Raw genomic sequence first — 13558 nt, 5'->3', positions numbered from 1 at the left:
CGCAGCCATCCGCGGCGCAGGGTGTACCGAATATGTTGTGCGGCGGGAAAACGCGGAGGTTTCGGTGTGAGAGCAACATGAGCACTACTCTCTTGATCAATGAACGCGATCAGAGTCGAATTCGTTGGGACATCGTCACGGTGAGCACGGACCCCACGCCGGGCTCGCAGTACCAGGGGCCACCGGATTCAGAAGACGACCCGTCGGCAGAACAAGGTGCGGCCTGTGCTGTGCCCAGTGCGCAGTTGCGCAACCTGCGAGCAGACGAGATGGAGCGGCTCCGCCGGCTGATGGCCGCGGTCGCCGGTGGTGACCAACGCGCCTTCGGCGAGTTGTACGACGCCACCAGCGCACGTGTCTACGGCATGGTGCTGCGTGTCCTTCGCGACCCGGGGTACAGCGAGGAGACGACGCAGGAGGTGTTCCTCCAGATCTGGAAGTCGGCACCCAACTACGACCCCAACCAGGGAAGCCCCCTGGCGTGGATCATGACGTTGGCGCACCGGCGCGCGGTGGACCGCGTGCGGTCCGAGCAGTCCGGGACCGACCGTGAAGCTGCGTACGGGGCGATCAGCCACACCCCGGAACACGACGAGGTGCTCGAGGCCGTCACCCAGCGACTGGAATCCGACGCCGTGGTTGCGTGCCTCGACACACTGACCGATACGCAACGCGAGTCGGTACGAATGGCTTATTACAGCGGTTGGACATACCGCGAAGTGGCGGAGCGGCTCGGGGTCGCGGTTCCGACGATCAAATCGCGAATACGGGACGGACTGATCAAGTTGAAGACATGTCTGGGGGTGACACCCTCATGAGCGAAGCAACGCGACAGCGGCTGCTCGACGCCGCCGAGGTGTACGCCCTCCATGCGGTGAGCGCCGCCGAGGAAGCCGACATCGAACGTGACCGTGCGGCGGTGGACGACACCGCCCGTGTGCAGTTCAACATCCTTGTCGGCGAGATACAGGAAACTCTTGCGCTGGTGTCCGTCCTGGATGCCGCGGAACCCCCGGCTCAGCTGAGAGATCGCGTGCTGCAAGAAATTCCGCGCATCACGCAGGACGTCGCCGAACCCGCACCCGCGACGGTGACCACTCTGCGCGGACACCGAGATCGCCGCGCCAAGCAGGAGCGGAGGGGGCGGAACGGCCCAGGGGCAAGTCGGTGGCGTACCACGATGCTCGCCGCAGCGGCAGCAGTCGTCGTGGCCGTCGGCGGCGGAGTGGTCGCCACCCAGGTACTGGGCAACGACCCGGCACCGACCCAGGCGGAACAGATCGTGGCAGCGCCGGACGCACGTGAGACCACCGCCGAGTTCCCCGGTGGCGGCACGGCGAACATCTCCTACTCCCGTGAGTCGGGTTCGCTCGTCGTCACGCTCGACGGCGTTTCCGCACCCGCGGCAGGCCAGGACTACCAGATGTGGTTCGTCGACGGCACGCCTCGGTCGGTCGGTCTGGTGACGGCCGAACAGTTGGCCGACGGCGACGGCACTGTAATCGACGGCATGGGCGCGGCAACGAACTTCGCGTTCTCGCTCGAGCCCGCAGGCGGATCTCCGCAGCCGACAGAGGTTCTGACGATGGTGACACTCGACGCGTGACGCGTCGACGCCGGTCGAGTTCGATGTGGGGCCTCAGCGCCCCACATCGAACTGCCCGAGAGATTTGATCGCGGTGTTCATCTGCATGTACGCACCGGTCGCGAGGGTGGTGAGAAGCTCCAGCTTCACCGACGGTGCCGACTCGGACAACGCTTCGAAATCTCGAACCGACATTACGGCGACCGACAACGGGGTGTCCGCCCGGAAATCGAGCAGGAACTCCGTTCGGGCCAGAAGGGGCATCTCGCCGAAACTCATCCCAGGAGACAGCGTCGAGATGCGGTGATGTCGGCCTCCCGGTGAGGTGAACGACGACGACACCTGCCCGGCCAGTACGAGAAACAACCCGGCGGCCGGTTGTCCGCTGGTCACGACGGTGTCGCCCCTTGCGTAGGTGTGCACGGTGAAGGCGGGTTCGACAGCGGCGTATTCGGCCGGGGTCAAGCCGTCGAGCACCGGGTGGTCCCGCAAGGCGATACGGTCGGGTTGGCGAGGTCCGACGCAGTACTTGTCGAGCAGAATCTCCTCGGCCCATTGAATGGCGGAACCCAGGTCGGCGAAGACGCGGCCGGATGCGCCGCCCGGATCGATGCTCGAACTGGTGCGACCCAGAACACCCGCAGGGTCGACGAGCGAGGCCCTGCAACCATGCTCGGACAGGTGACCGAGCACGCTGTCGAACATTCCGCGCGCCACGTCACTGACCTCGTCGACGCCGCGGACGTCGATGACCAACGCATCGAGCTGTTCGTCGAGGTTTCCGATCTCGCGAACCGCGGTCTCCGCCCCGGAGAACAACAGATCGCCGTGCAGCTCGTACACCCGAGCGCGGCTGCCGAACCGAGCGAGAGCGGCCTGCTCGACGTCGCTTCGTCGGCGACGCGACGGGGCCTCACCGACGGTGTACTTGCCGCGGATCGCGGACCGGGCCGCGCGCGTGACGTGCAGGAAGTGAAGTTCGAGCTTGCGTGACAGTTCTCGGCACGCCGCGACGCCGCGCACGCTGTTTCCGTGCGGGTCGAGCCGGGGGGAGTAGACCGCGATTCCCATCTGACCGGGCAGGACGGCCAGAATGCCGCCGCCCACCCCGCTCTTCGCCGGCATCCCCACTCGCGCGACCCAGTCGCCCGCACCGTCGTACATCCCGCACGTCGTCATCACACTGAGGACGCGCTCCACCAACGCCGGTGCGAGTGCACGTTCCTTCGTGCGCGGGTTTGAGCCGTTGTTCGCCATGGTGGCAGCCATCATGGCGAGGTCGACCGCGGTGACGTCGATGGAGCACTGGCGGAAGTACAGATCCACTGCGGCGTCGGGATCGTCGGTGATGATGTCGAACGAGCGCAGCATGTATCCGATCGCACGGTTCCGGTTGCCGGTGCGGGCCTCGGAGCGGTACACCGATTCGTTGAACGTCAGCGAGCGACCCGCGTACCGGGAGTAGGCCTGACGGATTCGTTCGAACCGATCCGCGGCCGACTTCCCGGCGATCAGCGACGCCGAGGTGATGGCTCCCGCATTGATCATCGGATTGCGTGGGCGTTCGGTGATCGGATCGAGACTGATCTCGTTGAACGGTTCACCCGACGGCTCGATGTCGATCTTCTGCGCGACGGCGTCCTCACCCCGGTCGGCGAGGGCCAGTCCGTAGGTGAAGGGCTTCGAGATCGACTGGATCGTGAACAGCGTCGACGTGTCGCCCACCTCGTACACGTACCCGTCGCTCGTCGCCAGGGCGATCCCGAAACCGTCGGGCGCGACCGCGGCGAGTTCGGGGATGTAATCGGCGACGCTGCCCGAGGTGTCGTCTCGGCACGCGTCGAAGACGTGTTGGAGTATTCGATCCACGACGCTCGACATGAGGCAACCCTATGCTCCGACCTCGGGGTTCGGTGTGATCATCGACGCGTGGGCGTGATGGTCGTGTTGCCCGGAGGTCACAGTATTGTCGGAGTCGGTACATGATTCTGCGGTGGTCGCGGTACGGCATCGGCAGTGTCGGTACGGCGTCTACGTTTCGCTACGTAGACTGTTCTGATCGAAGAAGTGTCGAGCCATCGACATCGAAGTACCGCACGTGTTGCCGAAGTTTCCGGCCGGAGGGAGCGATCTCGTTGGGTGTTCTAGCGCGCGTTCAGTCGCCTGAGGACCTGCGCCGTCTTTCGCCGGCGGAGGTGGTGGATCTGGCCGAGGAGATCCGTGAATTCCTCGTCGAGACGGTGTCGGCCACCGGAGGTCATCTGGGTCCCAACCTGGGTGTCGTCGAGCTGACGTTGGCCGTCCACCGCACGTTCGATTCTCCGCGTGACCCGATCATCTGGGACACCGGCCATCAGGCGTACGTGCACAAGATGGTCACCGGCCGCACCGCCGAGTTCGCGTCGCTCCGCAAGCAGGGCGGACTGTCCGGCTACCCCTCGCGCGCCGAGAGCGAACACGACTGGGTCGAGTCCTCGCATGCGTCGGCGTCCTTGTCCTACGCGGACGGGCTGGCCAAGGCTTTTCAGCTGACCGGGCAGAGCGACCGCCACGTCGTCGCCGTCGTCGGTGACGGAGCGCTGACGGGCGGGATGTGTTGGGAAGCACTCAACAACATCGCGGCGGGCAAGGATCGTTCCCTCGTGATCGTCGTCAACGACAACGGTCGCTCCTACGCTCCCACCATCGGCGGATTGGCCGAACATCTGGCCGCCCTACGCCTGCAGCCGGGCTACGAGCGCATTCTCGACAACGGACGCCGCATCGTCCGCAAGATTCCGTTGTTCGGCAAGACGGCGTACGCGATGCTGCACGGCATGAAAGCGGGCGTCAAGGACGCCATCAGCCCTCAGGTCCTGTTCACCGACCTCGGCATCAAATACCTGGGACCGGTCGACGGTCACGACGAGCAGGCCATGGAGTCCGCCTTGCGCCGAGCCAAGGCATACGGCGGCCCGGTGATCGTGCACGCAGTCACTCGCAAGGGTATGGGGTACGCCCACGCCGAGAACAACGTCGCCGACCAGATGCACGCCACCGGCGTCATCGATCCCCTGACCGGGCTCGCCCGCAAGCAATCGGCTCCCGATTGGACGTCCGTGTTCTCGGCCGAATTGATCGACCGTGCGGCCGAGCGTGAGGACATCGTCGCGATCACCGCGGCCATGGCGGGTCCCACCGGCCTCGCGGCGTTCGGGGAGAAGTACCCCACCCGTATGTTCGACGTCGGGATCGCCGAACAGCATGCAATGACGTCGGCGGCAGGCCTTGCGCTCGGTGGCCTGCACCCCGTCGTCGCCGTGTACTCGACGTTCCTCAATCGCGCCTTCGACCAACTACTGATGGACGTTGCGCTGCTGAATCTGCCGGTCACTCTCGTTCTGGACCGCGCCGGTGTCACCGGTGCCGACGGTGCCAGCCACAACGGCATGTGGGACATGTCGTTGCTCGGGATCGTTCCCGGCATGCGGGTTGCCGCACCACGCGACTGCGCCTCTCTCCGTGAGGAACTCGGCGAGGCACTCGCGGTGAGTGACGGGCCCACTGCCCTCAGGTTCCCGAAGGGCGCTGTCACGGAGGACATCCCGGCGCTCCGACGTCTCGACGGTGTCATCGACGTGTTGGCCGAGCCTGATTCCGCGGGCCGAGACGTGCTCATCGTGGCCGTCGGCGCCTTCGCAGGACTGGCGCTCGAGACGGCTGCCGCTCTGGCCGAGCACGGTGTGTCGGTGACCGTAGTCGATCCACGATGGGTGCTTCCGGTCCCGGAGGCCCTGCTGAAATTGGCCGAGGAGTACAAACTCGTCGTGACCCTCGAGGATTCGGGGGTGCACGGAGGCGTCGGATCGACGGTGTCCGCGGCGGTCCGGGCAGTCGGTGTGGACACCGCGTGCCGCGACATCGGAGTTCCGCAGCGATTCCTGGATCACGCGTCACGCGAGCAGATCCACCGTGAACTGGGGCTCACGCCGGAAGACCTGACGCGCCGCATCGCCGGGTGGCTCGGGTCGAACTGAGGCGTCAGTCGGCGTGTTCACCGATGGTGGGCGCCCACTGACTGATCCGCACGTCGGCCACCAAGCCGGCACGGTTGAACGGATCGTGTGCGAACAACCGGGCGACGGCGTCGCGGTCGGGGCATTCGACGATGAACATTGCGCCACTGTGGTCGGCCAGCGGCCCGGACGACCTGATGGTTTTTCGGCGAACCATCTCGTGGATCCACGCTCGGTGGTCGGTTCGGTGGTCGTCTCGGCCGCCCGACGTTTCCGGCGTGTACGTGTATTCGACGACGAACATCGGCATGACGCGCCTCCTGACCGGAGTTACAGAACCATGTCCTCGAGCTCCATGCCCTTCGTTTCGCGGATCTTGAACTTTACGAAGAAGAAGGACACCAGCGCGAAGAACGCGAAGAACGAGTAGATGAAACCGAGGCCGATCGACTGAGTGAGCGGCGGGAACGCCAACGTGATCGCGAAGTTCGCTACCCAGTTGGCTGCAGTGCTGATACCGAGAGCAACCGCACGCATGTTGTTGGGGAACATCTCTCCCAACATCACCCACATGATCGGACCCCAGGTGGCGGCGAAGAAGATGACGAACAGGTTGGCTCCGATCAGCGCGATCGTTCCCCACGGCGTCGGAAGTGTCAGGTCGTCTCCGGTGCCCACGGCCTGAGTGAACGACACCGCAGCGAGCACCAGTCCCACGAACATTCCGACGGAACCGATCTGAAGCAAGTTCTTACGGCCGAATCGGTCGACGAACAGGATCGCCACGAACGTCATGGTGACGTTGATGACGGATGTGATCACCGAGGTGACGAACGACTGATTCTCGCTGAAGCCCACGGACTTCCACAGTGTCGTCGAGTAGTAGAAGATCGCGTTGATGCCGACGAACTGTTGCAGGACCGCCATCGTGATGCCGACCCAGACGATCGGCTGCAGACCGAACTTCGGTCCGCGAATGTCGCCAAACGACGACTTCGCTTCGCGCCGCAGCGTCAGCCGGATTTCCTTCACGCGCTCGTTCGGGTTCACCTCGCCGGAGATCTCCCCGAGAATTCGGGCTGCTTCCTCGTCGAGGTGCTTGCCGACCAGATAACGAGGGGACTCGGGGATGAGCGTGGCCAAAAAACCGTAGACGAGTGCGGGTACGACGCCGACGAGGAACATCCATCGCCACGCCTCCATACCGAACCACAGATCGTTCGACGGCCCACCCGCCGCGTTCTGCAGCACCGCGTCGGACAGCAACGCGGCGAAGATACCGACGGTGATGGCCAACTGCTGCAGCGACGCGAGACCACCGCGATAGCGTGCGGGCGCGATCTCGGAGATATAGGCAGGCGCGATGACCGATGCGATTCCGATTCCGAGTCCGCCGAGCACTCGCCACAACATCAGATCGGGGATGGAGAATGCGAAACCGGAACCCACCGACGAGATGGTGAACAACGCCGAGCCCAACAGCATGACGCGTTTGCGTCCCCAACTGTCGGCGAGCCGCCCGGCGAACCACGCACCGACTGCGCATCCGAGCAGCGCGATCGCGACGGCGAATCCGGTGACGAACGAACTGAGGCCGAAGTTCTCCTGGATCGAGTCGACCGCGCCGTTGACGACCGACGAATCGAAACCGAAGAGGAAGCCACCGACCGCTGCCGCGACGGTGACTCCGATGACTTTCGCGGTATGGCGTTCTGCAGGTTGCGTCATGACGAACCCAGCTTTCTGACGAGCCAGCGTCGGTGGTGGTCATCGACATCATGGACCTGCTCCAGCCGGTCGGTGGCTGAAATCAGCGGATTTCATCCGAAGGGTTACCCCAGCGCGGAGGGTCGGGTTCCTTCAGCCGAGTCGATCCGCGAAGGTGGTCGACGCGTGGTCGGCATCGGCTCCCGGCACGAGGGTGCCGTCGCGCATGGCTCTCCCGTAGGCGCCTGGCACGGGGACCTCGACAACCCAGTGTCTGCCGTGGAGTGTGGCCACGTGGGTGCGGACCATGTCCACCATGCGTTCCTCTCGTGGTCCGCCGAGGTCCGGGACTTTGCCTGCGGGTGTGCCTTCGGCCAGTTCGACGAGTGTCCGCGCAACGTCTCGTGCCGCGACGGGCATGCACCGCATACGTGGTACGACGACGAGCGGACCGAGCGTGGTTCGCTCGACGAGTTGCTCGGCGAATTCGTGAAACTGCGTTGCGCGCAGGATGGTCCAGGGAATGTCGCCGTCTCGAATCGCTTGTTCCTGCGCGACTTTTCCCGCGTAGTACGAGTACGGCGCCTCGTCGACGCCGACGATGGAGAGCGCCACGTGATGCCGCACGCCCGCATTGTGCTCCGCCCGAAGGAGATGTGCGGTAACGCTCGTGAAGAACCGGACGGATTCCTTGGCAGACATTGTTTGCGTCGAGGCAACGTCTACGACGACGTCGACCCCGGCGAGAGCGTCGTCGAGGCCGGTTCCGTCGACGAGGTCCACGCCGTTGGAGCGGGTGAGCACGAGAACGTCGTGACCGCGTCCTCGTGCGAGGTCGACCACGTGCTTGCCGACGACGCCGGTTCCACCTGCAACTGCGATCTTCAGTGTGTTCATGTCCCTCTCGACGGCACAGCCCGCCGAAATGTATCGCGACGTGACGGCAATCTCAGTGCTCGGCTACGGCGACGCCTGCCGCGACCCGAAGAAAGTCGAGCTTGTCTGCATCTGCCGTGCCCGTCGCAGCGGTGTAGACGACAAGCCGGAGGTCGGTGCCGGGTGCGGTGAGAACGTCGCAGTCGAGGGTGATGTCCCCGACGGTTGCATGGTGGATCGTCTTGCGATCGGTGGCATGCTCGGCGGCGGTCCCCGAGCGCCACAGTGCATCGAAATACGAGTTCTGCGTACGTAATTCGGTGATCAACGCAAGCAGCGGTGCGTCGCGTGGGAACCGGACGGCTGCGATTCTGAGGTCGGCGACGAGTGCCGTCGCGAGATGCTCCAGGTCTGCCGTCGACGACGCGGGTGGATAGGCGGCTCGGCCGCGATCGTCGCTCCCGAACATCACCCGAACCAGGTTTCGGTGCGTCACGTCGATCGCCGTCGGATTGCCTTGCAGTGCGCTCCACATCGGGTTCCACGTCAGAAGGTCCCAATCCGCCGCGAACACGGCCACAGGCGTGTCCGCCAGGCGGCCGACGAGGCGCGCAATGCCGGGACCGACGTGTCGATCGATGCTTCCCGGGCCCGGTGGCAACAGGCCAGCGCAGCGGTACAGGTGATCTCGCTCGGCGCCGTTCAACTGCAAGGCTCGTGCCAAAGACGCGGTGACCTGCGCGGACGGCGTCGTGGCGCGGCCTTGTTCGAGTCGGACGAGGTAGTCGACGGACACTCCGGCCAGCTGTGCCAACTCTTCACGGCGTAGACCCTCGGTCCGCCGCCTCGGGCCCGTCGGCAGGCCTGCATCGACAGGTGAGAGTCTGTCCCTCCATCCGCGCAGGACTTCACCGAGGTCGGATGCCGTGTCGCTCATCGGTCCATCATCTCCCGCTTCGGCGGATGCATCCTGGTACTGCTGATCCCACCGTCTCACCGGGTGCTGGTTGTACTCCTGTGCCGGTGACAGCGTGGGTGCCATGACCCACAGTTCCGCACACACCATTGTCATGACCGGAGTCAGCCAGGGGATCGGCGCCGTAGCAGCCTCGAGGTTGCTTGCCGACGACCCTCATGCACACCTCGTCGTGGTCGGGCGAAGACCTGGCCCGACCTCTCCTCGGGTCACGTTCGTGGACGCCGACCTCGCTGACGTCGAGGCGACGAGAGCGGCGGGCCGTCACATCGGCGCGCTGGTGCAGAACGGTTCGATCCCGAAACTCGACAGGTTCGTCGGAAACGCGGGCATCCAGTACACCGATGCCGTCACGACGACGGTCGACGGTCTCGAAGCGACCTTCGCGGTCAACGTAGTTGCCAACCACGTACTTCTGACCCAGCTCCGGTCCCACCTGACGGATTCCTCGCGCATCGTGATCACCGTCAGCGACACGCACTTCGGGGATCTCCGGCACAATCTCGCGCTGGTTCCGGCGCCCGTGTGGTCGGCTCCGGACGTCCTCGCGCGTCCCGGTGCCTTCGCCGAACCGGAGTCGGCCGCAGCCGGGAGAACCGCGTACTCGACCAGCAAACTTGCGGCGGTCCACCTCGTTCATGCATGGGCTGACGCCCTCGAACCGGGCGTCGACATCATCTCGTTCAACCCCGGTCTGGTCCCGGGGACCGGCCTGGCCAGACATGCAGGCAGGGGAGCGCAGCTGATGATGCGAGCGCTGGGTCCAGTGCTTACTCTGACGCCACTGGCCACCACGTCCACGCAGGCAGGTGCGGCACTCGCTGACCTGGTGTCCGGCCGAACGCTCGCTCGCAGCGGCGACTACGTCGACCGCAACCGCGTTGTGTCGTCTTCCGCGGAGTCCTACGACCCCGCACGCGAATCTGAGCTCATGGCTTTTCTGGGCACGCTGTAACGCCGGCGAGATCGAAGTTGTGTACATGGTTCACGGTGACGACGTACACAACTTCGATCTCGGACTTCCGTCAGACGTTCGCGACGCCGTCGGCGAGGAATCGCCTGCCGGTCACCGCTTCCGAGGTGCCGGTTCGGTCGAGGTACGGCGTGATTCCGCCGTTCCAGAATCCGAAGCCGCCACCGAGGAGCAGGCAGAGGTCGATGTCCTCCGCCGCGGCTACGACGCCTTCCTCCAACATGATGTTGATCTCGTCGGCGAACGCTCGGCGGGTTCGATCCAGAACCTGCTCTGCCGTCGACGGTGAATCACCCTGCGGCCACAGCGCTGCCACCTCGGGGTCGACGATCTGGCCTTCGGGTCCGTAGGTCCAGACGCCGGGCTTCTTGGCGTCGACGAGTGCGCGGAATCCGGCGGAGTCCTTGAACCGCTCGGGGTACGCCTCGGCGAGGGTCTCCGCGGTGTGCAGGGCGACGGCCGGTCCGACCAATGCCAGCAGGGTGAGCGGGCTCATCGGCATGCCGAGCTCGGCGACCGCCCCGTCGGCGACGTCGAAGGGCGTGCCCTCGTCGATCGCGGCGATGATCTCGCCGGATGCGCGGGTGACGAGCCGGTTGAAGACGAATCCGGGCAGGTCGGCAGAGAGCACGGCCGACTTCTTGAGCGTCTTGGCCGTGGCGAATGCCGTTGCCAGCGTGGCATCGTCGGTCTTCTCGCCCTTGACGACCTCCAGTAGCGGGAGGACGGCGACGGGGTTGAAGAAGTGGAAGCCCACCACGCGCTCGGGGTGCTTCAGATCGGCTGCCATTTTCGTGATCGACAGCGACGAGGTGTTGGTGGCGAGAATCGTGTCGGGAGAGACGAATTCCTCGACCTCGGCGAACACCTTCTTCTTCACGTCGAGATTCTCGAACACGGCCTCGATGACGAAGTCTGCCTGTGCGAACGCCGCCTTGTCGATGGAGCCGGAGACCAGTGCTTTCAATCGGTTGGCGGCATCCGGGGACAGACGCTTCTTGCCGAGCAGCTTGTCGATCTCACCGTGAACGTAGCCGACGCCCTTGTCGATGCGCTCCTGGTCGATGTCGGTGAGGATCACCGGAACCTTCAGCTGCCGGACGAAGAGCAGAGCGAGCTGGCTGGCCATCAGACCTGCCCCGACGATGCCGACGCCGGAAATCTTGCGCGCCAACGACTTGTCCGGTGCGCCTGCGGGTCGCTTGGCCCGCTTCTGTACGAGATCGAATGCGTAGAGGCCTGCACGCAGTTCGTCTTTCACGAGCAGAGTGGACAGTGCCTCGTCCTCGGCAGCGAATGCGGCGTCCAGCGAAGCCGAGTCGTTGATGTCGGTGTTCTTGGCGAGCTCGATCAGCTCGACAGCAGCGACCGGACCGGGAGCGAAGTTACCGGTCTTGCCCGCGACGATGCCCTTGGCGCGGGCAACGGCGTCATCCCAGGCCTGGCCACGGTCGATCTCGGGACGGGCGGGAGTGATGTCGCCCTTGATGACCTGGGCTGCCCATGCCAGCGACTGCTCGATGAAGTCGGCGCCGCCGAACACGGCGTCGGCGATACCGAGATCGAGCGCCTGCTGCGGCTTGAGGGTTCGGTTCTGGTTGAGCGAATTCTCGATGATCACCGTCACGGCGTTCGATGCGCCGATGATGTTGGGCAGCAACTGAGTTCCGCCCCATCCCGGAACGAGTCCGAGGAACGCCTCGGGCAATCCCAGTGCTGCCGCGTTGTCGGCGACGGTGCGGTAGTGCGAGTGCAGGCCGACTTCGAGGCCGCCGCCGAGAGCCGCACCGTTGATGAATGCGAACGTCGGGATCTCGGATCCACGCAGGCGCCGGAACACCTTGTGGCCGAGCTGACCGATCTGGAGCGCCTCGTCCTTGGTCTTGATGTTCGGTACACCATTGAGGTCGGCACCGACCGCGAAGATGAACGGCTTGCCGGTCACTGCGATCGCGACCGGGTTCGCGGCGAATGCCTCGTCCAGTGCGGCGTCGAACTGCGTGAGGCCGCCGGGGCCGAACGTCGACGGCTTGGTGTGGTCGTAGCCGTTGTCCAGCGTCACGAGGGCGATCGAGCCTTCGAGGCCGGGGACGGAGATGATCTTGGTGAATGCGTTCGTGACTACCTCGTCGGTGAACGCAGTGGTGATGTCGCTCATTTGGCTGCTCCTGCCGTCTGGGTCGTTCCTGCAGGCTTCACTCCCGCGTAGTCGGAGTGGTTCGGGTTCTCCCAGATGACGGTGCCGCCCATACCGAGGCCGATGCACATGGTCGTCAAGCCGTAGCGGACGTCGGGACGCTGCGCGAACTGACGCGACAGCTGTGTCATGAGGCGCACGCCGGAGGATGCGAGCGGGTGGCCACACGCGATGGCGCCGCCCCACTGGTTGACGCGGGGGTCGTCATCGGCGATGCCGTAGTGCTCGAGGAACGCGAGGACCTGGATGGCGAAGGCTTCGTTGATCTCGAACAAGCCGATGTCGGAGATGCTCAATCCGGTTCGGCCGAGCAGCTTTTCGGTCGCCGGGACCGGTCCGATGCCCATCACGGCGGGGTCGACGCCTGCGAACGAGAAGCCGACCATCCGCATGCCGATGTTCAGTCCGAGCTCGTGCGCAGTGTCTTCACCTGCGAGAATCGCGGCGGTGGCACCGTCGTTGAGACCTGCTGCGTTTCCGGCGGTCACGCGGCCGGCCGGACGGAACGGAGTCTTGAGCTTCGCCAGGTCTTCGACGGTGGTGCCCGGACGAGGTGGTTCGTCCTCGGTGGCCAGACCCCATCCGGCGGCAGATTTGGTGGCGACAGGGACGAGGGTGTCGGCGATGTAGCCGGCCTTCTTGGCGGCGTCGTACTTCTCCTGGCTCGCCACGGCGTAGGCGTCGGTGCGGTCCTTGGTGATCGACGGGAAGCGGTCGTGGAGGTTCTCGGCGGTGTTGCCCATGACGAGAGCACTCGGGTCGACGAGCTTGTCCGCGAGGAACCGCGGGTTCGGATCGACGCCCTCGCCCATCGGGTGACGACCCATGTGCTCGACGCCGCCTGCGATCACGACGTCGTACTGGCCGAAGCCGATGCCTGATCCGGTGGTGGTCACCGACGTCATGGCGCCCGCACACATGCGATCGATGGCGAAGCCGGGCACGCTGCGGGGAAGACCTGCCAGCAGAGCGGACGTGCGGCCGATCGTCAGGCCCTGATCGCCGGTCTGCGTGGTCGCGGCGATGGCGACCTCGTCGATCCGCTCGGGAGGAAGGTTGGGGTTCTTGCGGAGCAGTTCGCGGATGGCTTTGACGACGAGGTCGTCGGCGCGAGTGTCGGCGTAGATGCCCTTGGGGCCTGCCTTGCCGAACGGTGTGCGGATGCCGTCGACGAACACGACATTCCGCTGTGAGCTGGTGGACGCGGGTACAGACACGCTTCGATCCTCCCGACAGATGCGGACATGGA

The 13558-nt window shown here is 65.1% G+C and carries 11 protein-coding genes; 4 read left to right on the top strand and 7 right to left on the bottom strand.

What is annotated here, in order from left to right:
* The first annotated feature begins 77 nt into the window (after nucleotides 1–77).
* Nucleotides 78–818 (top strand): sigma-70 family RNA polymerase sigma factor, encoded by a 741-nt coding sequence (locus BH95_RS05955; RefSeq protein WP_019664035.1) that lies wholly within the window; start codon nucleotides 78–80, stop codon nucleotides 816–818.
* A complete protein-coding gene (locus BH95_RS05950) occupies nucleotides 815–1606 on the top strand; it encodes an anti-sigma factor (protein WP_033189657.1) in 792 nt (263 codons plus the stop codon). The genes BH95_RS05955 and BH95_RS05950 overlap by 4 nt, the downstream gene beginning before the upstream one ends.
* Before the next feature lie 33 nt (nucleotides 1607–1639).
* Here the strand turns inward: BH95_RS05950 and glsA are convergent, their stop codons facing one another.
* On the bottom strand, nucleotides 1640–3466 hold the full coding sequence (gene glsA, locus BH95_RS05945) for a glutaminase A (RefSeq protein WP_020110173.1): 1827 nt from the start codon (nucleotides 3464–3466) through the stop codon (nucleotides 1640–1642).
* A gap of 254 nt (nucleotides 3467–3720) precedes the next feature.
* Between glsA and dxs the strand changes: the two genes are divergently transcribed.
* The gene (gene dxs, locus BH95_RS05940) at nucleotides 3721–5601 is read left to right on the top strand and encodes a 1-deoxy-D-xylulose-5-phosphate synthase (protein ID WP_027498538.1); all 1881 of its coding nucleotides are present in this window, start codon (nucleotides 3721–3723) and stop codon (nucleotides 5599–5601) included.
* Between the two features lie 4 nt (nucleotides 5602–5605).
* Here the strand turns inward: dxs and BH95_RS05935 are convergent, their stop codons facing one another.
* From BH95_RS05935 to BH95_RS05920, 4 genes are all read right to left on the bottom strand, one after another.
* A complete protein-coding gene (locus BH95_RS05935) occupies nucleotides 5606–5890 on the bottom strand; it encodes a YciI family protein (protein WP_019664031.1) in 285 nt (94 codons plus the stop codon).
* Between the two features lie 20 nt (nucleotides 5891–5910).
* A complete protein-coding gene (locus BH95_RS05930; RefSeq protein ID WP_019664030.1) occupies nucleotides 5911–7308 on the bottom strand; it encodes a sugar porter family MFS transporter in 1398 nt (465 codons plus the stop codon).
* A 132-nt stretch (nucleotides 7309–7440) separates the two neighbouring features.
* Nucleotides 7441–8184 carry an SDR family oxidoreductase gene (locus tag BH95_RS05925; RefSeq protein ID WP_019664029.1) on the bottom strand — a complete coding sequence of 248 codons (744 nt, stop codon included), beginning with the start codon at nucleotides 8182–8184 and terminating at the stop codon, nucleotides 7441–7443.
* A 52-nt stretch (nucleotides 8185–8236) separates the two neighbouring features.
* Nucleotides 8237–9100 carry a helix-turn-helix transcriptional regulator gene (locus BH95_RS05920; protein WP_027498537.1) on the bottom strand — a complete coding sequence of 288 codons (864 nt, stop codon included), beginning with the start codon at nucleotides 9098–9100 and terminating at the stop codon, nucleotides 8237–8239.
* A 103-nt stretch (nucleotides 9101–9203) separates the two neighbouring features.
* Here BH95_RS05920 and BH95_RS05915 point away from each other — a divergent pair, with 103 nt between their 5' ends.
* Nucleotides 9204–10094, top strand: a complete 891-nt coding sequence (locus BH95_RS05915; protein WP_230594241.1) for an SDR family NAD(P)-dependent oxidoreductase — start codon at nucleotides 9204–9206, stop codon at nucleotides 10092–10094.
* Nucleotides 10095–10164: 70 nt separating this feature from the next.
* Here BH95_RS05915 and BH95_RS05910 read toward each other — a convergent pair whose 3' ends face one another.
* Both BH95_RS05910 and BH95_RS05905 read right to left on the bottom strand, forming a co-directional pair.
* Nucleotides 10165–12270: a 3-hydroxyacyl-CoA dehydrogenase NAD-binding domain-containing protein gene (locus tag BH95_RS05910; protein ID WP_037181356.1), complete on the bottom strand. Its 2106-nt coding sequence runs from the start codon at nucleotides 12268–12270 to the stop codon at nucleotides 10165–10167.
* Nucleotides 12267–13526: a thiolase family protein gene (locus BH95_RS05905; protein ID WP_020110166.1), complete on the bottom strand. Its 1260-nt coding sequence runs from the start codon at nucleotides 13524–13526 to the stop codon at nucleotides 12267–12269. The genes BH95_RS05910 and BH95_RS05905 overlap by 4 nt, the downstream gene beginning before the upstream one ends.
* Nucleotides 13527–13558 lie beyond the last annotated feature (32 nt).

The sequence above is a fragment of the Rhodococcoides fascians A44A genome (assembly GCF_000760735.1).
GTDB lineage: Bacteria > Actinomycetota > Actinomycetes > Mycobacteriales > Mycobacteriaceae > Rhodococcoides > Rhodococcoides fascians_E.
This window is presented reverse-complemented; position numbering and strand designations above follow the sequence as displayed.